Raw genomic sequence first — 18,515 nt, 5'->3', positions numbered from 1 at the left:
AGCAGGTGTTGCCATGGATATGATGGACAGTTTTGGAAAGATCGCGGCGCCGACCCGCCCGAAAAACGATTTCAACTATGAAGCCGACTGCAGGGCGGCGCTGGCGCCTTTGGTCGACGGCTTGCTGGATATGGCCGAGTCGGCCGGCTGGGACCGCCGCAAGGCGGCCTACACGCTGATGTTTCTATCGGCTCAACGCGTGGGGGCCGGCACGGAGGAGCGCAAATGATCGCGGCGCGGATGCGCGAATGCCTGCGCCTGCTGCGGTGGTCGGAAAACGATTTCGCCGAAGAGGCGGGATACCCGCTCGCCAAGGCAAAGGCGTGGCTCTACGGGCGCGAACATCCGCCGCTGGGCGTGGCGGCCTGGCTCGAAGCGCTGGTCAAGGTGCATCGGCTGCTGCCGCGGCCGGGCATGCCCCCGATTGCGTCCAACTCGCAGATCGGTGGCATCGTTCTGCAGGCGGCCCTCGAGGATCGAAGCGCCCGCGCGGTGGAGTTCCGAAAGGAGCCGATTGAGCCAGGAAAGGAGAGTGTCATGGATCGTGCTTCGTTCGACAAGCCGGTTACTATCCTCACCGGCCTCGGTACACCGACGAAGATAGAAAGCGCGGCTGAGGCCTATGCACTTTTGGCTGAATGGCCGGCAGCGAGCCGGACGGCCGCGCATGACATCGCCGCAAAAGCGTGCCGTGCAGCACTGGAAGGAGAGATCGACGCCGAAACGGCGCGCGCCACCTTCGTTGCCTTCGCCCGCCGCAACGACCTGCTTGCGCCGCAGACGAACGCGATGGTTGCCGGCGAGAGCGTTGCTGGCGCGACCGTTGCCGACTGGGCAACGCGCCCACAGCGCGTCAACGCCCCGGCCTGAGCGAGTGCCAATCTCCCCCCCTCAAGGGGGAAATTACGCGCTCAGCCGCTTTCGCTTGCTAAGCCATCGGCAGCAGCCGGCGCATGATCAGCGAGGCGTGGCCGCCCACGCCGTGTGCGGCCGGCCGGCGCTCGACGACCTCGAAGCCGTGCTTACGATAGAAGGCGATTGCGCGGTCGTTGCCCTCGATCACTTCCAGGGCGATGCTGGGAATACCCGCATGCGCGGCAAGAACGGCATGCAGCAGGTCGGCGGCAAGGCCGGTGCCGTACTCGCTTTTGTCTATATGGAGCCGCTCGAGCATGACCTCGCCCTTGTCGTCCATCGCTGCCATCGCATAACCGGCGAGCGAGCCGTCAGCCCGCTCGGCGACGAAGGACATCTTGTTGTCGTCCCCGAGCTCGGACGCCAGCCGCTCCGGCGCGTGCCTCTCATCCGACAGCCGTGCCGTGGTCTCGGCACCCAGGATCGGCGAATAGGTCTGTCGCCAGGACCCTCCAAGCAGCCGCGATACCGCCGGAACATCCTGTTCGGTCATGGTTCTTATTTGAGGCATCGCCACCTACCGGGCAGTTTATGGCACTGCAACGTTCGCTCGGCCATCACCGCCTTACCCGCGATTTCAGCCAGCGGTCGAAGGCCACGGCGAGGATGAGGATCAGGCCGATGACGATGCTTTGCGTGTAGGACGAGACGTTGTTGAACTGCAGCCCGTTCTGCAAGACGCCGATCAGTCCTGCACCGACCACCGTGCCGCCGACGCTGCCGATGCCGCCGAACAGCGAGGTGCCGCCGATAACGACCGCCGAGATCACCGTCAGCTCGTAGCCGATGCCGGCGACGGCTTCGGAGGAGTTGAGCCGCGCCGACAAAACGAAGGCGGCAAGGCCGGCGAAGAAGCCGACGATGATGTAGACCGAGATCAGGATGCGGTCGACGCGCAGGCCGGAGAGGCGCGCGGCCTCGGCATTGCCGCCGACCGCGTAGACTGCGCGGCCGTAGCGTGTGTAGCGCAGCACGATGTGGCAAAGGATGGCGGCAATCGCGAAGATGATCGCCGGCACCGGTACCGGGCCGATCAGGCCGGTACCGAACCAGCGCATCGAGGCGTCGAAGCCGGAGATCGGACCGCCATTGGAGATTGTCAAGGTCAGGCCGCGAAACACGGTTAGGCCGCCGAGCGTGACGACGAAGGGCGGCACTTTCAGCCTGGTGATGGCAAAGCCCTGGACGCCGCCGGCCACGGCGCCGACGACGACGGCGGCGAGAAGGGCGGCGAACCAGCCATAGCCCTGCGTGCCCGTTGTCGACAGCGACAGCGTGTTGGCGGTGCCGCCTTTGGCCACCACCGCCGCGACCATGCCGCAGAAGGCGAGCAGCGAGCCGACCGACAGGTCGATGCCGGCGGTGAGGATGACGAAGGTCATGCCGAGCGCGATCAGGCCGGTGATCGAGATCTGGCGCATGATGTTGAACAGGTTGATCGGGTCGATGAAGCTCGGCTTCAGCACGGTGAAGACGACGATCAGCAACGCCAGGAACATCAGCGGGCCGAAGCTCATCAGCAGGCGCGCAATATTGACGCCACCGCGCTGGCTCCGTTCGGTCGTACTGGTCATTGCGTTGCTTCCTGCTTCTGGTCGAGCGCCATCAGTTCCATCAGTTTCTCCTCGGTCGCCTCGACGCCGCGCATCTCGCCGGTAATGCGCCCGCGCCGCATGGTGACGATCCTGTCCGATACTGCAAGCACCTCGGGCAGCTCCGAAGAGATCATCATGATGGCGATGCCGCGCGCGGCGAGTTCCACCAGGATCTGGTGCACTTCCGCCTTGGCGCCGACATCGACGCCGCGCGTCGGTTCATCGACGATCAGCACCTTGGGATCGCGCGCCAGCCAGCGGGCAAGGATCACCTTCTGCTGGTTGCCGCCGGACAGGCCCTCGATCGCCTGCTCGGGCGAAGCCATGCGGATCGACAGCATCTTCCTGTAGTTCGCCAGCCCCTCGCGTTCGCGCCGCTCGGCCATGAAACCGACACTGGAGTAGCGGTCGAGCGCGGCGATCGAGAAATTGGTGAGGATGGCGAGTGCTGCGAAGATTGCCTGGTGCTTGCGGTCCTCCGGCACCAGGCCGATGCCGAGCTCGATGGCGTCGGCGGGTGAGGCCGGCGCGATCGGCTTGCCGTCGAGCATGATGGTGCCGGCGGCAATGCGGTCGGCACCGAAGATGGCGCGGGCGAGCTCGGTGCGGCCGGAGCCGACGAGCCCGGCGACGCCGAGGATTTCACCCGCCTTGAGGTCGAGATCGACGCCTTCGAGTACGATGGCGTGCGGCGCCTGCGGATCGCGCACCGTGCGCAGGCCGCGCACCGAGAGCCGGACGTCGCCGGCGACATCGCGCTGCGTCGGCCTGGCATAGAGCTCGGAAGCGGCACGGCCGACCATCTTCTCGATGATCTTCGGCAGCCTGATCGGCCCGCCTTCGCGGTCGAGATGGCCGGCCAGCCTGCCGTCGCGCAGCACGGTCATGCGGTCGCAGATCGCCGATGCCTCCTCCAGCCGGTGGGTGACGAACATGATGGCCACGCCATCCTTGCGCAGCCGGTCCATGATCGACATCAGCCTGTGCACTTCGGTTTCGGTCAGCGCCGAGGTCGGCTCGTCCATGATGATCAAGCGGCTCTTCAGCGATAGCGCGCGGGCGATCTCGACCAGCTGCTGCTCGGCTACCGACAGTGCGGAAACCGGCGTCGCCGGGTCGAGATTGAGCCCGACGCGAGCGATGATCGTGCGGGAATCTTCCTCCATTCGCCGCCAACTGACCAGCCCGAACCGGCCGAGCGGCGCGCGGCCGATGAAGATATTCTCCGCCACGGTCAGCGTCGGGATCAGGCTCAGCTCCTGGTAGATTGTTACGATGCCGTGGCGCTTGGCATCCTGCGGATTGTGCGGGCTGAATTCGACACCGTCGAAGACGATGCGGCCGCTGGACGGCGGCATCACGCCGGACAGGATCTTGAGCAGCGTCGATTTGCCGGCTCCGTTCTCGCCGAGCAGGCCGAGGATCTCGCCGGGGCGGACTTCAAGCGAAACGTCGTTCAGCGCGGTGACGCCGGCAAAGCGCTTGGTCACGCCCTCGACGGCGAGCAGGGCGGGCGATGGCGCAATGGCTTCGACTGGCAAAGGATGCTCCTTGAATTGCGATCCACCCGAAAGGCCACGGGACAGCGCCCCTCTCTGTCCTGCCGGACATCTCCCCCTCCAGGGGGGAGATCGGATGTCACCCAGGCTTTCGCTAGTCTCCGGCGTTGAAGAGAAGGCGACGCGTTGAAACTGCCAATCTCCCCCTTGAGGGGGAGATGCCCGGCAGGGCAGAGGGGGGCGCGACAGAACGCTGCTTTTGGCGCTGTGCGCCCTCGGCGCTTACTTCGTCTCGCCCAGCCTCTCCGCCTTGTCGAGATTGTCCTTGCCGATGACGATCGGCGTTAAAAGCACCAGCTTTTCCTTCGGCTCGGTCTTGTCCCTGGCGTAGGCGACTGCGATCTGCACCGCAGTGCGCGATTGTTCGCCGGGGAATTGCTCGACCGTTCCGGCCAGCTTGCCGTCGCGCACGGCGACCAGCGCTTCGGGAAGCGCGTCGAAGCCGTAGATCTTGACGTCGTTGAAGTTGCGCGCCGCGCAGGCTTCAACCGCGCCAAGCGCCATGTCGTCATTGGCGCAGATGATCGCGTCGGGCTTGCCGTTGGCCGCAAGGCCGGCCTCGGTGACGGACAGCGCCTCGGCGCGGGCGAAGTTGGCGGTCTGCTCGAAGATGATCTGGTACTTGTCCTTCATCGGATCGAGGACATTGTGCACACCCTTGTTGCGGTCGATCGCCGGGCCGGCACCGGGCTGGCCCTGCAGATGGAAGATCTTGGCGCCGTTCGGGAACGCCGCCACCATGGCCTGCGCTTCGGCCTCGCCGCCTTTGACATTGTCGGCACCGACATGAGCGAGGATGCCCTCGACGCCGTCGACGCGGCGGTCGATGGTGACGACGGGAACGCCGGCCTTGACCGCTTCTTCGATGGCTGGGGCCAGCGCGTTGACGTCGAGCGGCGAGATGACGATGGCGTTGACCTTCTGCACGAGTGCCGCCTCGATGTCGGCGGTCTGCTTGGGCGCCGAGTTCTGGCCGTCGCTCTCGATCAGGTTGACGCCCTGCGCCTGGGCTTCCGCCTTGATCTGGTTCAGCATGTGCACGAAGAACGGAAAGCCGAGGCTCGGCACCGAGCCGAGGATGGTCAGCTTGTCCTGGGCAACAGCCAGTTGCGGCGCGGCCAGCGCCAGGGCGCCCATCGCCGCGGTCGACAGCAGGAATTCACGTCTGTTGATCAATTTAGTCTCCTCCCAGATGAGCGCACGACCCCGGAACCGGAATGGGTTTTCCGGAAGGTTCCTTGCGTCGATTCAAAAATGGAGTGTCCTTCGAGCGCCCAACTCGTGTTTGAAGGGACGCAACGGCGCTCCAGCCGGTCCACCGCGACGTTCTCCTCCGCTCGGTGCCTGCCCAAGGATGCTAGCCAAGGCCGGAGCTTTGCGCAAGAACGGGAGAAGGCAAGACCTACCGATCGATCATCACCATGGTCCGCTCGCCGTAGCGTGGACCGGCGACCTTGCCCGGCGCCAATGCGTCGTCGAGCACCTGCATCTCGGCTGTGTCGAGCTTGATCGAAGCCGCGGCGACGTTCTCCTCGAGGTACTTTCGGCGCTTGGTGCCGGGGATCGGCACGATGTCGATGCCGAAGCCGCTCCCCTTGTGGAGCAGCCAGGCCAGAGCAATCTGGCCCGGCTTGACGCGCTTGGCCGCGGCGATGTCGAGTACCATGGCTGCCGCCTGCATGTTGGCGTCATAGTTGGCGCCCTGGTAGCGCGGGTCGCCGCGCCGGTAATCGCCCTCTGGATAGTCTTCGGCGCGCCTGACGTCGCCGGTGAGAAAGCCGCGGCCGAGCGGCGAGAACGGCACCAGGCCGATGCCGAGCTCCTTCAGCAGCGGAATGATTTCCGGTTCCAGATTGCGCTCCCATAGCGAGTATTCGCTCTGCACTGCCGACACCGGATGAACGGCATGCGCCCGGCGGATGTTGGCGGCACCGGCTTCCGACAGGCCGAAGAAGCGAACCTTGCCCTGAGCGATCAGCTCGCCGACAGCACCCGCCACATCCTCGATCGGCACCGCCGGATCGACGCGGTGCTGATAGAGGAGGTCGACATGGTCGGTGGCGAGCCTTCTCAGCGAACCTTCCAAAGCCTCGCGGATATGTTCGGGCCGGCTGTCGCGCTCGGTGCCGACTTGCTTGCCGTTTTCGATGCGGAAACCGAATTTCGTCGCGATCGTCACTTCATCGCGCCGGCCCTTCAGCGCGCGGCCGAGCAGCTCCTCGTTAGCGTACGGCCCGTAGACTTCCGCGGTGTCGAGGAAGGTGCAGCCGAGTTCGATGGCGCGGTGCAGCGTGGCGGTCGATTCCGCCTCGTCGGCCGGGCCATAGGACTGGCTCATGCCCATGCAGCCGAGACCGATTGCCGAGACTTGCAGCCCCTGGCTGCCGAGTTTGCGCATCGTCAATGTCATCTGAGGTTCTCCGGGGTCGGTGTCGCAGCCCAAGCCGCCATATCCCATATAGCGCGCCGGTTGGGTTTCCACAGCCGATAGCTGACCGGCCATTTGAATCCAGGTCAAAGTGCGCCGCATCGATGCGCTTACAGTGTCCGCTGTCTTGGGAAGGACGCAAGCAGGCGGGTGGTCCGGGCCGGAAAGGCCAGAAGCAGCTACTAGCTTCGGACCACCCGTGGCCTTGATTGATGCGATCGCCACCAATCACACCATCAGTTGGCAGCGGTGCGCATATAAGACCAATCGCTGGCAGCGTAGCGGCCACCCCTTCGTGCCACGGCGAGCACGCGCCATGCGAAGGCTCCCTTATGACTTGAGAGAGCCACGTTCAGGCTCGAAATATCGACAAAGCCGGAATAGATCTCACTTGAACCAGATGGCACAAGTGCGAGCAACTCCACGAAGAAGCGCACTCCCTCTGGTTGCTGGCGTGCCGTCCACACTAGCTCGACACTATTTGCGCTGGAGCCAATCAACTCGCCATATGTAGGCGCGATGAGTATTGGAGCGGAAAGCGTCGCGGCCTTTGCGCCACCAGAGCGAATGGCAGTCAGGCGCGCGCGAGCAGCCGGGAGACCGGATGCTTTGAACCACGCACGGGCGAGATCGACGTTTTGCGGAACGCCTTGCCCTGCCTCGTAAAGCTGGCCGAGATTATATGCCGCTCTTCGAATGCCATGAGAGGCCGCACGCGCGTACCATGTGGCGGCTTGCGCCATATCCGGGGACACGCCGCGGCCGCTGTCAAGCATGATGGCAACATTGAATTGTGCTTCGGGCAGACCCGCTTCTGCAGCACGGCGGTACATGTCGAAGGCGAGCCGAGCACCTGTCGGCCCGCCCATCAAGTCTTGTCGCAGTGCCTCGCGAAACAAAGCACTCGGATCCTCGGCGCTAGCCGGCGTCACCGACTGTGCGAACGCGAGCAATAGACTGGCCGCGGTCACGAAGCGGCGCACGGCGTTAGCGCCAGGTGATCTCGACACGACGGTTTTCAGGTTCGGCAATACCCTCTTCGGTCGGAACCGCGAGTTCTGTTTCGCCTTTCGCCAGGACCTGGAACCGGTCGACCGGAAGTCCGCGATCGAGCAAAGCTTTCAGCACCGCTGTCGCCCTGCGCTGAGAAAGCAAGAGGTTCTGCGCTGGTGGTCCGGCACGATCGGCACTGCCAGTAACGATCATGACTTGCGGCTTGCCCTCGTTGAACGCGCGAGACGCTTGATCGAGGACTTCTCTGTCCTTGGGAAGAATTGTGCTGCTGCCGGTGCCGAAATGGATGACCAATGGGGCCGGTCCACTTTGTGGTTTCGCGCTTTCCGGCGTCGCGGGCGAAGGCGGATCTGTTTGCGCGAAAGCAGATGTGCTTCCCAGCAGGACAATAAAGGCGAGATGGCGAACAAAGCAACTGAGGTTCATATCAGACTCCTGTTTTGCGCTACCTTACTAGTTACCGCCCGATTGCCACTTCGATAGTTCCGGGGCGGGGGAGTGAACCATCGTCCGCAAATGCGCGCTGGATGAGTGCAGCTTCCACAAGCCCAGCCGCTATACGCTCTGCGCTTGGTCGATCTTCATTATAAAAGTACATGACTTCGTTTGCCCGAGAGCTTGTGGGTGAATTGCCAGATTTTACGACGTCGAGCCCCTGAGCTCGCAGACTCCGCTCAAGGGTCGCCGCTCGTGTCCGCGCGGAAACGCGGTTACGCGCAAAGCGCAGAATGACTCGTGGAGTTGTATCTGAGGGCAGAACGATATCAGGCGATATGCCGATGGTTGCGGTAGACTGAGGCTGAGACGACTCTTGAGGCTGAAATGCTTCAGCAAACTGCTTTTCAAGGCGATCCATCTGCTTTTCAAGGCGATCCATGCCGGCATGATTGTCCGTCGCCTGCCGCCGCAATTTCTCGATCTGAGCCACGAGCTCGGACCGCTGGCGATCGAGTGCGGCCGCATCCGGCGACGGCGCCCGGGCGACGTCGCTCACCTGCGCTCGCAACTGCGCCAGCTCCGTGCGATCGGCGGTCGCGTCCTGCCGCAGCTTTTCGATCTCGGCCACGAGCTCTGCCCGCTGGCGATCGAGTGCGGCCGCATCCGGTGACGGTGCCCGGGCGGCTTCTCTCACCTGCGTCCGCAGCTGCGCCAAGGCCGCACGGTCGGCGGTCGCCGCCTGCCGCAGCTTTTCGATCTGAGCCACGAGCTCGGACCGCTGGCGATCGAGTGCGGCCGCGTCCGGTGACGGTGCCCGAGCGATGTCGCTCACCTGCGCTCGCAACTGCGCCAGCTCCGTGCGGTCGGCGGTCGCCGCCTGCCGCAGTTTCTCGATCTGAGCCACGAGCTCTGCCCGCTGGCGATCGAGCGTAACCGCATCCGGTGGCTGTGCCCGGGCGGCTTCTCTTACCTGCGTCCGCAGCTGCGCCACGGCCGCACGGTCGGCGGTCGCCGCCTGCCGCAGCTTTTCGATCTCGGCCACGAGCTCTGCCCGCTGGCGATCGAGCGCAACCGCATCCGGCGGAGGCGCCCGGGCGGCTTCGCTCACCTGCGCTCGCAACTGCGCCAGCTCCGCGCGGTCGGCGGTCGCCCCCTGCCGCAACTTTTCGATCTCGGCCGCGAGTTCAGTCCGCTGGCGGTCGAGCGTAACCGCAACCGGTGGCGGTGCCCGGGCGGCTTCTCTTACCTGCGTCCGCAGCTGCGCCACTGCCGCGCGGTCGGCGGTCGCGTCCTGCCGCAGCTTTTCGACCAACTGGGGGAGGTTCGTGCTGTCGCCCGCCGCCACCTGCTGCAATTTTTCGATCTGACCCAAAAGTTCGGTCAACTGGCGATCGAGCGTAGCCGAATCCGGTGGCGGCGCCCGGGCGGCTTCGCTCACCTGCGTCCGCAGTTGCGCCACGGTCGCGCGGTCGATCGTCGCGTCCTGCCGCAGCTTTTCGATCTCAGCCGCGAGCTCGGCCAGCTGGCGATCGAGCGGGGCGGCATCCGTCGAAGCCGCCTGGGCGGCTTCGCTCACCAGCTCCGTGTGATCGGCGGTCGCCTGCTGCCGCAGCTTTTCGATCTCAACTGCGGACGCAGTCGAGAGCGTAATTGTCGCGCCGACGATCAACATACTAGCCAAGAGTATTTTTTGCCGTTTGACACGAAACCAGCCCCTGGATTTCAGCAACTCGGCGCCGCTTGCAGGTGGAACCGCAGCTTTGAGGCCAATGTCTGTCCGTTTTCCGTTCGTCAAAAAAGCGACCTCGGTCGGGGGCTTGCTATCCCGCGACGCCAATTGGAAGACGTGAACCACGAGCCTACGCATAAATTCGAGCTTTTAGCTTCATCCATTCGAGGGATGCTTCATCCAGCCCGGGGAAGTGTCACGTCCTGATATATGGACGTCGGGCACTATGCGCCGGCGGTCGTGGGACGCTCGCTCGCCGAAATTGACACGACACCCCGTCTCAGCCATCCTTGAGCCGGCCGTCTTGTCTTGCGGCTCTGCGTGTATGAGCAAATTGCATGGCCAGTTCCGCTACCAGCCAAAAATCCAAGCGCGCCGCGGTGCGCAAGGCGCTCGACCGCCACAAGGTCTACATCACCGCGCAGCGTTTTTCGGCCGGCAGCTACAGCGCGCGCGTGCTGGTCGATGGCGAGGCCTATTGGGTCGACGAATTCCGGCTCAGCCAGCTACGGCAGGGCCTGTCGCCGGCCGAGCTCGAATTGACGCCGGCCACCGACGATTGAGCGGCGTGGCGCCGGCCTGCCGCATGCTGACAAAATGATTCAAGACAAGCGCATCAAGCCGTTGTTTTCGCGCAAGAGCATGTGGCCGTGACCGCCCCGCCAAAGCTCAAGGCCTATCGTGCCAAGCGCGAGTTCACTAGGACGCCGGAACCCGCCGGCGGGCTGGTTGCCGGGGAAGGCAACCGCTTCGTCGTTCACAAGCACCACGCCACCGCCGACCACTACGACCTTCGCCTCCAGGTCGGCGACGTGCTGAAGAGCTGGGCGGTGCCGCGCGGCCCCTCGCTCAATCCGGCCGATAAAAGGCTGGCGGTCGAGACCGAGGACCATCCGCTCGAATATATCGACTTCGAAGGTGTCATTCCCGAGGGCGAATATGGCGGCGGGCCGATGATCGTCTGGGACACCGGCATCTGGGCGCCGATGGACGACGTCGAGAAGAGCCTGCGCACCGGCTCCTTCAAGTTCCGGCTAGCCGGCGAGAAGCTCAATGGCGGCTGGATGTTGGCGCGGCTGAAGCCGAAGCCCGGCGAGGATGAGGGCAAGAAGAACTGGCTGCTGTTCAAGGAGCGTGATCTGGCCGCCGACGCCAAGCTCGACATACTGGAAGCCCGGCCGGAAAGCGTCAAATCCGGACGCCGCATCGAGGAACTCGTGGCAACGCCGAAGCCGGCCTCCAAGCCTGCCAAGCCGGTGATGCTGAAGCCAGGTGCATTGCCGGGCGCCGTCAAGGCGCCGCCTCCCACCCGTATCGAGCCGCAACTGGCGACGCAGGTTTCGAAACCGCCGGGCGGCGAAGGTCCCGCGGAAAAAACGCGCGAAGCCTGGCTGCACGAGATCAAGTTCGACGGCTACCGCACCATGGCGCATGTTTCCGATGGGAAGGTCAGGCTGATCACCCGCGCCGGCCTCGACTGGACGAAGCGCTATGGCGACCTGCCGCTTGCCTTCGCCAGGCTGCCCTGCCGCGAGGCGATCATCGACGGCGAGGTCGTCGCGCTCGACGCCAAGGGCATCAGCCGCTTTGCCCTTTTGCAGGATGCGCTGGCCGAAGGCGCCGGCAACAAGCTCCACTTCTATGCCTTCGACCTTCTCTATCTCGACGGCTGGGACCTGAGGCAAGTGCCGCTCCGCCGGCGCAAGACGCTGCTTTCGCAGCTGCTGTCCGGTCTTGGCGCCAACTCCGCCATCCAGTACAGCGATCACGCCGAGGGCGACGGCCAGGCGCTTTATGACCAGGCATCGGAAATGGGGCTGGAGGGCGTCGTCTCGAAACGTGCTACGGCGGTCTACCAGAGCGGCCGCACCAAGACCTGGACCAAGACCAAGGCGCTTCAGACCGGCGATTTCGTTATCGCCGGCTACACTGTCTCCGACGCGGCCGAGGGGCTGGCCGCACTCGGCCTCGGCGAATTCGAGGATGGCGAGCTGCATTATCGCGGCAAGGTCGGCACCGGCTTCGACGCCGCCACCGCCGGCGAGTTGCTGGCGCGGCTGGAGCCGTTGCGCGCCGGGGCGTCCGCGCCGGAAGGTGTTCCGCGCGAAATCATGCGCGAGATGAACTGGGTGCGGCCGCTGCTTTCGGCGCATATCCACTACGCCAACCGGACCACCGACAATGCGCTGCGCCATGCCGTGTTCCGCGGCCTGCGCGACGTCGGCCTGTCGACGCCGGTTTCGGCCAAGCGCAAGCGGCTGATCGCCGAGGCCGACCTCGCAACCATCTGGGTGACCAACCCGACGCGGCGGCTGTTCGGCAAGACCGGCCCGACCAAGCTCGACATTGCCGTCTATTACGCGCTGGTCGGCGATTTCATGCTGCCGCATATCCTTGGCCGGCCGGTGTCGCTGGTGCGCTGCCCGACCGGCAGACCGCAGGACTGTTTCTTCCAGCGCCATGCCTTCACCGGCATGCCGTCATCCGTGGCGACCTTCGAGGCGACCAACTCCGAGGGCGAGACCAAATCCTATCTCTCGGTGGAAGACGCCAAGGGCTATCTGGCGCTGGCGCAGTTCGGCGTCGTCGAGTTCCACACCTGGGGCACCCATCGCACGCGGCTCGACAAGCCGGATTTGATCGTTTTCGATCTCGACCCGGGCGAGGGGATCGCCTGGCGCGACGTGGTGGAGGCGGCGGTGCATATTCGCAGCGAGCTCGAAGCCCTAGGGCTGGTGCCGTTTGCCAAGACCTCCGGGGGCCACGGCATCCACATCACCGTGCCGGTGACACAAAAGCAGAACTGGAAGAAACTGCACCGGGCGACCAGCGCCATCTCCACGCATCTTGCCGCCACCGCGCCCGACACTTTCACCACCACCATGGGCAAGGAGAACCGCAAGCGGCGCATCTTCATCGACTATCACCGCAATGCGCGCGGCCACACCTCGGCGGCTCCCTATTCGCTGCGCGCCCGCACCAATTTGCCGGCCTCGACACCGGTGAGCTGGAGCGACCTGGAATCCATCGACGCCCCGCAGGACCTGAATTATTCGTCACTGCCGGGCCTGCTGGCGACGTCAGGCGACCCTTGGGCCGACATGGAAGATTTCGCACGGGATTTGCCGTTGATAGCCACCGCGAGGTAGTTCTGCGGGCTCCCAGACTCCATCGACGCTCCGGAAAATTTGAATTATTCTTCGCCATGGACCTCTTGCGTGCAGGCTGCTCTCAGCGGAGGAAGATTTCGCTAGGGATTTGCCGGTATTGTAAGGGCCCGGTATTGTAAGGGCAATGTAGGATTTCGGCAGTCCGTTCGTCCTCCGGACGAATGAACGCTGCGAACTGTTCGACAGCACAAGGCCGCGTAGGAGTATTTCATGGCGCCCAGGGCAAGTTGGAAAGGTTACCTCAAGCTCAGTCTGGTCAGCTGTCCGGTCCGGCTCTATCCGGCGACGAGCGCCAGCGAACGCATCAGCTTCAATCAGCTGCACAAGAAGACGCACAACCGCATCAACATGAAGCCGGTCGACCCCGAACTCGGGCTGGTCGAGCGTTCGGACCTGGTCAAGGGCTACGAATACGAGGACAAGCAGTACATCATCATCGAGGACTCCGATCTCGATGCGGTGCGCATCGAATCCAACCATACGATGAACATCGAGGCTTTTGTCGACGAGCATTCGGTCGACGTCATCTATCAGGACGCGCCCTATTACCTGGCGCCGGATGGCGCAATGGCCGAGGAGACCTTTGCCGTGTTGCGCGAAGCGATGCGCAAATCGGGCAAGCTGGCGATCGCCCGCCTTGTGCTGTCCAGCCGCGAGCGCGTCGTGACGATCGGCGCGCGCGAGAACGGTATGTTCGTCTGCACCTTGAGGAATCCGAACGAAGTGCGTGGCACGGCTGAATATTTCGGCAATATCCCGGCCGGAAACCCCGATCCCGAAATGCTGCAATTGGCCGAAGCGCTGATCAAGCAGAAGGAAACCGCCTTCGATCCAAAGAATTACGAGGACCGCTACGAGATCGCGCTGATGGCGATGATCCGCGAGAAGCTCAAGGGCCACAAGCCTATCATCGCGGCGGCGCCTGAGCGCGGCAATGTCATCAACCTCATGGATGCGCTGAAGGCGAGCCTGTCGCAATCGGCCAAGCCGCCGGCCAAGTCCAAGAGCAAGGCCGATGAAACGGCCAAGCCCGCGGCGAAATCCGCCAAGGCCGGCGCCGCCGCGGCCAAGGATAACCCGCTCAAGGCGAACCTTCTCAAAGCCGTCGGCAAGAGCAAGGCGTGACGGCTCTCGCCGGCACGGTCTTCGGCATCGTCGGCGCGCTGGCGGCCTTTCCGCTCAGGCTGGCGGCGCGCGAGGTCGAGCGCCGGCACGGCCAGTTGCGGCGCGGCGTCACTCGGCGCACCACACATGTCGTGTTGGGCCGCATGTTGCTCGCCAGGGCCGGCGATACCGAGATTGAACGCCGCGTCGTCACCGAGCGCGCGGCCGGGCGCAAGCTGGTCAGCGAGAACGGCTTCCTGCGCCTGCTCGGGCTGATGAAAGCGCCGGAGGCTTCGGCGCTGTCGCGGCAGTCGCTGATCGACCAGTCGCGGCTGACCGGCGCGGATCTCGACCTTTTGTCGCTGTTCGATGCCTTCGAGCATGATTGCGAACCGTATTCCTTTCGCGACCTGATTCTCGCCCGCAAATATGCCGGGCTGGTTGCCGGCGGCGCCTCATGGGGGGCGATCGCCCGCTCTGTGCATCGCTCGGGCCCGGTCGCCTCGCTCACCGCCAAGTCGCTCGCCGTCGGCTCGCAGCATGGGCGGGCCAACGCGATCTATCTCGAGGGAGGCCAGAGCGAACTCGACGGCCAGCTGCTGTTCGATCTGGGAACGCGGGATGACGACACGCTGGAAGAGCTGTTCGCCGATGCCGAGGCGGCGGAAGAGGCTGAAGACCACGAGCAGGCGGCGGTACTCTACCAGCGCTGCCTGGCCATCGACCCGAGCGATGCCATCGCCGCCTTCAACCGCGCCAACTGCCTGCGCGCCGCCGGCCACGTGGCCGAGGCGGCGCACGACTATGCCCGCGCCATCAAGTGCGACCCCGGCTTCGTAGAAGCCTGGTTCAATCTTGCCGGGCTGATGAGCGAAGAGGGGCGGGTAGCCTCGGCGCGCCGCCATTTGCTGAAGGCGATCGCACTCGATCCCAATTATGCCGACGCGGTGTTCAACCTTGCGAGGCTGGAGTTCGACGCCGGCAATTTCGCCGAGGCGCGGCGCCGCTGGGTGCGCTACCTCGAACTCGATCCCAACTCCGAATGGGCGCGCACGGCGGCCAAGGGGATACAGTTCGTGGATTTGCAGCTGGCGCGGATGTCGGCGGGGTGAGGTAATCCAATGCCTGCGCTTGAACGCCCCCCTCTGTCCTGCCGGACATCTCCCCCTCAAGGGAGGAGATCGGCAGCTTCGGTGCCCCGCGTGCCTTTCAGCTTTAGTGGTTGGCGAAACCGGCGGCGACATCCAATCTCCCCCCTTGAGGGGGAGATGTCCGGTAGGACAGAGGGGGGTGGGACGGAGCGCGGCCTCTATAAGTGGACCGCCCCATGACCACCTTCCTCTTCGACGGCCCCGACACCGCCGCCATCACCATCCTGCTCGCGCATGGCGCAGGCGCTCCTATGGACTCGCCCTCGATGACAGCCACCGCCAAGGCGCTGGCCGAGGCCGGCTTCCGCCTTGCGCGCTTCGAATTCCACTACATGGCCGCCCGCCGCTACGGCCATCGCAAGCCGCCGCCGCGCGCCGAGACGGTTAACCCGGAATACGTCAAGGCGATCGCCGACCTCCGGGCGAAGGGCGTGGAGGGTCCGCTCATCATCGGCGGCAAATCGATGGGCGGACGCGTCGCTTCGATGATCGCCGACGAGATGTTTTCGAAGGGCGAGATCTCGGGCCTGCTTTGCCTCGGCTATCCCTTCCATCCGCCGGACAAACCGACGCAGCTTCGGACAAAGCACCTCGCCGATCTCAAGACGCCGACATTGATCCTCCAGGGCACGCGCGACGAGTTCGGGACCAAAGACGAGGTCGCGACCTATGCTCTGTCCGACGCGATCGAGATCCTCTGGCTGGAAGACGGCGACCACGATCTGAAGCCGCGCAAAAACATCTCCGGCTTCTCCACCGGCGATCATCTGAAGACGCTTGCTGATGCGGTGAAGGCGTGGACCGAACGCATCGTGCGTTGAAGCAGGCCGATGAAGATCGCCACCTTCAACGTCAACAACATCAACAGCCGGCTGCCGAACCTGCTCGCATGGCTGGCCGCCGCCAAACCCGACATCGCCTGCCTGCAGGAGCTCAAGGCGAGACAGACGCAGTTTCCGCGCACTGCGCTGGCGGCCGCCGGCTACGGCGCGGTTTGGGTCGGGCAGCCGACCTGGAACGGCGTCGCCATCCTTTCCCGGGGCTCAGAACCCGTTCTGACCCGCGAGGCGCTGCCCGGCGACGATAGCGATCAGCAGGCGCGCTACATCGAAGCGGCGGTCAACGGTATCGTCGTCGCCTCGCTCTACGCGCCGAACGGCAACCCGCAGCCCGGCCCGAAATTCCAGTACAAGCTGGCCTGGCACGAAAGGCTGGAGGCGCATGCGGCGCAGTTGCTCGACACCGGCCTGCCCGTGGTGCTGGCCGGCGACTACAACATCGTGCCCGAAGCGCGCGACATCTACCCGACCCGCTCCTATGACGACAACGCGCTAGTGCAGCCGGAAAGCCGCGCGTCGTTCCAGCGGCTGCTCGACCAGGGCTGGCTTGACGCGCTGCGCAAGAAGCACCCGACGGAGACGCTCTACACATTCTGGGACTATCGCCGCAATCGCTGGCCGCGCGATGCCGGCCTGCGGCTCGATCATATCTTGCTCAGCAAGAAATTGTCGCGCCGGCTGGTCGCGGCGGGCATCGACCGCGACGTGCGTGGCGAGACCGGCGCCAGCGACCACGCGCCTGTCTGGGTGGAGTTGCGGTGAAGCACGAAAACTGGCGCCGCTTTTCCGGGCGCCAACCAGTCAGCTTGGCCGCGCCGCTTCACGGGCGAACGCTTCGACCAAAGGGGCGTATCCCTCAAGGTCGGGCTGCGTAGCGAAACTGTGGGTAGCGGCGGTCGAAGCCCAGGGCAGCTTTTCCGATGTGAAGACTTCGACGAAAGGCAAATACCAATGATGTTCGTCCAGCATGGTCGCACGAATGTTGACGAAAAAGTCCAAGCCATGCGGACGCGTAAACATCCAGTTCTTGCAATGCGGGCAATAGAGTTGCCGGTGCGGGCCGTGCAGGCCGCCGACCACCGGCTCGCCTTGGGTGACGGCGAAACCGGCGCTCGGCACGGCGATGGTCAAGGAATACGCGCTGGCGCTCAGTTTCTGGCAGCCGGTGCAGTGACACGCCATCGTTAGCAAGGGCGGGGCACTTACGCGAAAGCGTATCCCGCCGCATAGGCAACCGCCGTCCCAAGGTAGCTTCCAATCGTCCATGGCTGGCCTCGCGTTAGCCTCTGCCAGCGATCTAGCGCGCGACCGCCATGCTGCAATCTCTCCCTTGACGGTCCCTCAAAGAAGGGCATCGGCAGCTTAGCCGTCCCCGAACCCGCGTTCGCTCGCGGCCGCGGCAGTTGAAGCGATCACATGATTGACGAAGCTGTTCGCGCCGAACCAGCGGGTGAACTGGCATTTCGTTGCCGACATGCCGTTGCGCGTCTCGTCGCTGCGCGGCCTTGGCGCATATCGCAACGTCTTTTCCATCGAAATCTTCATGACGAGCTGGCGCTCGAGCGGGTGAAGACGGTGCTTGGGGTTCAGGATTTTATCCTGCCCCAGGAATCGTGAACACCACGTCGGCGCGGCCGTAGCCGCCATCGGCAACCTCCTCGATCAGCACCATGGTGTAGGGGCGCACGCCTTCGCCGAACATCTCGACGAACAGGGCTGTGGTCTTGTGGACGAGATCCTCCTTCTGTCCGGCGGACAGCGCGCGCTCAGGTACCTTGAAGTTTGTAAAGGGCATGACGTCGATTTCCTGTTGGTTGTTGGAGATAAAGTCAGACCGTGCCGCCATTGGCGCGCAGCACCTGGCCGTTGACCCAGCCGCTGTCCGGTCCGGCGAGGAACGACACCACGCCGGCGATGTCGGCGGGCTGGCCGAGCCGCCCCAGGGGATCATCCTGGTGATCGTTTCGACCAGTGCCTCAGATTTGCCGCCGAGGAACAGCTCGGTGGCCACCGGCCCCGGCGCCACGACATTGACTGTGATGCCGCGCGGCCCGAGTTCCTTGGCCAGCACATGCGTCATCGCCTCGACGCCGGCCTTGGTGGCAGCGTAAACGCCGTAGGTCGGCTGGTAGAGCCCGACCACGCTGGACGAGAAGCTGACGACGCGTCCGCCGTCGCGCAGCCCTCGTGCGGCCTCGCGCATGCCGCGGAAGACGCCACCGAGGTTCACCGCGACCTGCTGCTCGAAACCGGTGTCGTCCATCTGCGCGATCGGCGCGAGCTTCATGATGCCGGCGTTGTTGACCAGCACGTCGAGGCCGCCAAACGCCTGCTCGGCTGCGTCGAACAGATGCGCCACGCCTTTGGGATCGCCGACATCGGCCTGAACGGCGATCGCCGTGCCGCCCGCCGCTTCGATCCCGCCCACCACGCCTTCGGCTGCTTCGGCGCCCCTGGCATAGTTGACGACGACCGAAAAGCCGTCGCGTGCCAGCCTTCTGGCAATTTCGGCGCCAATACCCTTCGAGGCGCCGGTTACCAGCGCCACCTTTGCATTCCGCGCAATCATGTCA

The 18,515-nt window shown here is 64.6% G+C and carries 19 protein-coding genes and 1 pseudogene; 8 read left to right on the top strand and 12 right to left on the bottom strand.

Going from position 1 to position 18,515, the window contains the following annotated elements; all coding sequences use genetic code 11:
- Positions 1 to 13 precede the first annotated feature (13 nt).
- Both NKJ35_RS03590 and NKJ35_RS30860 read left to right on the top strand, forming a co-directional pair.
- A complete protein-coding gene (locus tag NKJ35_RS03590; RefSeq protein WP_254819654.1) occupies positions 14 to 229 on the top strand; it encodes a hypothetical protein in 216 nt (71 codons plus the stop codon).
- Entirely contained in the window at positions 226 to 870 is a 645-nt protein-coding gene (locus NKJ35_RS30860; protein WP_502904606.1) for a DUF982 domain-containing protein, read from the top strand. The genes NKJ35_RS03590 and NKJ35_RS30860 overlap by 4 nt, the downstream gene beginning before the upstream one ends.
- A gap of 58 nt (positions 871 to 928) precedes the next feature.
- On the opposite strand, the gene NKJ35_RS03580 is transcribed toward NKJ35_RS30860, so the two are convergent.
- From NKJ35_RS03580 to NKJ35_RS03545, 8 genes are all read right to left on the bottom strand, one after another.
- Positions 929 to 1,408 carry a GNAT family N-acetyltransferase gene (locus NKJ35_RS03580; RefSeq protein ID WP_352644990.1) on the bottom strand — a complete coding sequence of 160 codons (480 nt, stop codon included), beginning with the start codon at positions 1,406 to 1,408 and terminating at the stop codon, positions 929 to 931.
- Positions 1,409 to 1,472: 64 nt separating this feature from the next.
- Positions 1,473 to 2,489, bottom strand: a complete 1,017-nt coding sequence (locus NKJ35_RS03575; protein WP_254819652.1) for an ABC transporter permease — start codon at positions 2,487 to 2,489, stop codon at positions 1,473 to 1,475.
- The gene (locus tag NKJ35_RS03570) at positions 2,486 to 4,051 is read right to left on the bottom strand and encodes a sugar ABC transporter ATP-binding protein (protein WP_352644988.1); all 1,566 of its coding nucleotides are present in this window, start codon (positions 4,049 to 4,051) and stop codon (positions 2,486 to 2,488) included. Before NKJ35_RS03570 ends, NKJ35_RS03575 begins: the two co-directional genes overlap by 4 nt.
- 240 nt (positions 4,052 to 4,291) lie before the next feature.
- The gene (locus tag NKJ35_RS03565; RefSeq protein WP_352645050.1) at positions 4,292 to 5,242 is read right to left on the bottom strand and encodes a substrate-binding domain-containing protein; all 951 of its coding nucleotides are present in this window, start codon (positions 5,240 to 5,242) and stop codon (positions 4,292 to 4,294) included.
- Between the two features lie 229 nt (positions 5,243 to 5,471).
- Positions 5,472 to 6,479, bottom strand: a complete 1,008-nt coding sequence (locus NKJ35_RS03560; protein WP_352644986.1) for an aldo/keto reductase — start codon at positions 6,477 to 6,479, stop codon at positions 5,472 to 5,474.
- Between the two features lie 254 nt (positions 6,480 to 6,733).
- Positions 6,734 to 7,528 carry a tetratricopeptide repeat protein gene (locus NKJ35_RS03555; protein ID WP_352644984.1) on the bottom strand — a complete coding sequence of 265 codons (795 nt, stop codon included), beginning with the start codon at positions 7,526 to 7,528 and terminating at the stop codon, positions 6,734 to 6,736.
- Positions 7,485 to 7,937 carry an OmpA family protein gene (locus NKJ35_RS03550; protein ID WP_352644983.1) on the bottom strand — a complete coding sequence of 151 codons (453 nt, stop codon included), beginning with the start codon at positions 7,935 to 7,937 and terminating at the stop codon, positions 7,485 to 7,487. The genes NKJ35_RS03555 and NKJ35_RS03550 overlap by 44 nt, the downstream gene beginning before the upstream one ends.
- A 31-nt stretch (positions 7,938 to 7,968) precedes the next feature.
- Complete coding sequence (locus NKJ35_RS03545; RefSeq protein WP_352644981.1) at positions 7,969 to 9,744, bottom strand: coiled-coil domain-containing protein; 1,776 nt, start codon at positions 9,742 to 9,744, stop codon at positions 7,969 to 7,971.
- A 272-nt stretch (positions 9,745 to 10,016) separates the two neighbouring features.
- On the opposite strand from NKJ35_RS03545, the gene NKJ35_RS03540 reads away from it, so the two are divergent.
- From NKJ35_RS03540 to NKJ35_RS03515, 6 genes are all read left to right on the top strand, one after another.
- The gene (locus NKJ35_RS03540; RefSeq protein ID WP_352644980.1) at positions 10,017 to 10,241 is read left to right on the top strand and encodes a hypothetical protein; all 225 of its coding nucleotides are present in this window, start codon (positions 10,017 to 10,019) and stop codon (positions 10,239 to 10,241) included.
- 87 nt (positions 10,242 to 10,328) lie between these two features.
- Positions 10,329 to 12,827 (top strand): DNA ligase D, encoded by a 2,499-nt coding sequence (gene ligD / locus NKJ35_RS03535; protein ID WP_352644979.1) that lies wholly within the window; start codon positions 10,329 to 10,331, stop codon positions 12,825 to 12,827.
- Between the two features lie 231 nt (positions 12,828 to 13,058).
- On the top strand, positions 13,059 to 13,973 hold the full coding sequence (gene ku, locus NKJ35_RS03530; RefSeq protein ID WP_352644978.1) for a non-homologous end joining protein Ku: 915 nt from the start codon (positions 13,059 to 13,061) through the stop codon (positions 13,971 to 13,973).
- On the top strand, positions 13,970 to 15,064 hold the full coding sequence (locus NKJ35_RS03525; RefSeq protein WP_352644977.1) for a tetratricopeptide repeat protein: 1,095 nt from the start codon (positions 13,970 to 13,972) through the stop codon (positions 15,062 to 15,064). Before ku ends, NKJ35_RS03525 begins: the two co-directional genes overlap by 4 nt.
- Before the next feature lie 215 nt (positions 15,065 to 15,279).
- Complete coding sequence (locus NKJ35_RS03520; protein WP_352644976.1) at positions 15,280 to 15,924, top strand: alpha/beta hydrolase family protein; 645 nt, start codon at positions 15,280 to 15,282, stop codon at positions 15,922 to 15,924.
- 9 nt (positions 15,925 to 15,933) lie between these two features.
- Positions 15,934 to 16,704 (top strand): exodeoxyribonuclease III, encoded by a 771-nt coding sequence (locus NKJ35_RS03515; protein ID WP_254819644.1) that lies wholly within the window; start codon positions 15,934 to 15,936, stop codon positions 16,702 to 16,704.
- 39 nt (positions 16,705 to 16,743) lie between these two features.
- On the opposite strand, the gene NKJ35_RS03510 is transcribed toward NKJ35_RS03515, so the two are convergent.
- The 4 genes and pseudogenes from NKJ35_RS03510 to NKJ35_RS03495 all read right to left on the bottom strand — a co-directional run bounded on the left by NKJ35_RS03510 (position 16,744) and on the right by NKJ35_RS03495 (position 18,511).
- Positions 16,744 to 17,208, bottom strand: a complete 465-nt coding sequence (locus NKJ35_RS03510; RefSeq protein ID WP_352644974.1) for a GFA family protein — start codon at positions 17,206 to 17,208, stop codon at positions 16,744 to 16,746.
- 96 nt (positions 17,209 to 17,304) lie between these two features.
- On the bottom strand, positions 17,305 to 17,589 hold the full coding sequence (locus tag NKJ35_RS03505) for a hypothetical protein (protein WP_352645054.1): 285 nt from the start codon (positions 17,587 to 17,589) through the stop codon (positions 17,305 to 17,307).
- A complete protein-coding gene (locus NKJ35_RS03500) occupies positions 17,537 to 17,737 on the bottom strand; it encodes a tautomerase family protein (protein ID WP_352644973.1) in 201 nt (66 codons plus the stop codon). Before NKJ35_RS03500 ends, NKJ35_RS03505 begins: the two co-directional genes overlap by 53 nt.
- Before the next feature lie 34 nt (positions 17,738 to 17,771).
- Positions 17,772 to 18,511, bottom strand: a pseudogene (locus tag NKJ35_RS03495) (SDR family oxidoreductase).
- Positions 18,512 to 18,515 lie beyond the last annotated feature (4 nt).

The sequence above is a fragment of the Mesorhizobium sp. M0136 genome, from assembly GCF_040322515.1.
GTDB lineage: Bacteria > Pseudomonadota > Alphaproteobacteria > Rhizobiales > Rhizobiaceae > Mesorhizobium.
Note: the sequence above shows the minus strand (reverse complement) of the source record. Positions and strands in the feature narration are given on the sequence as shown.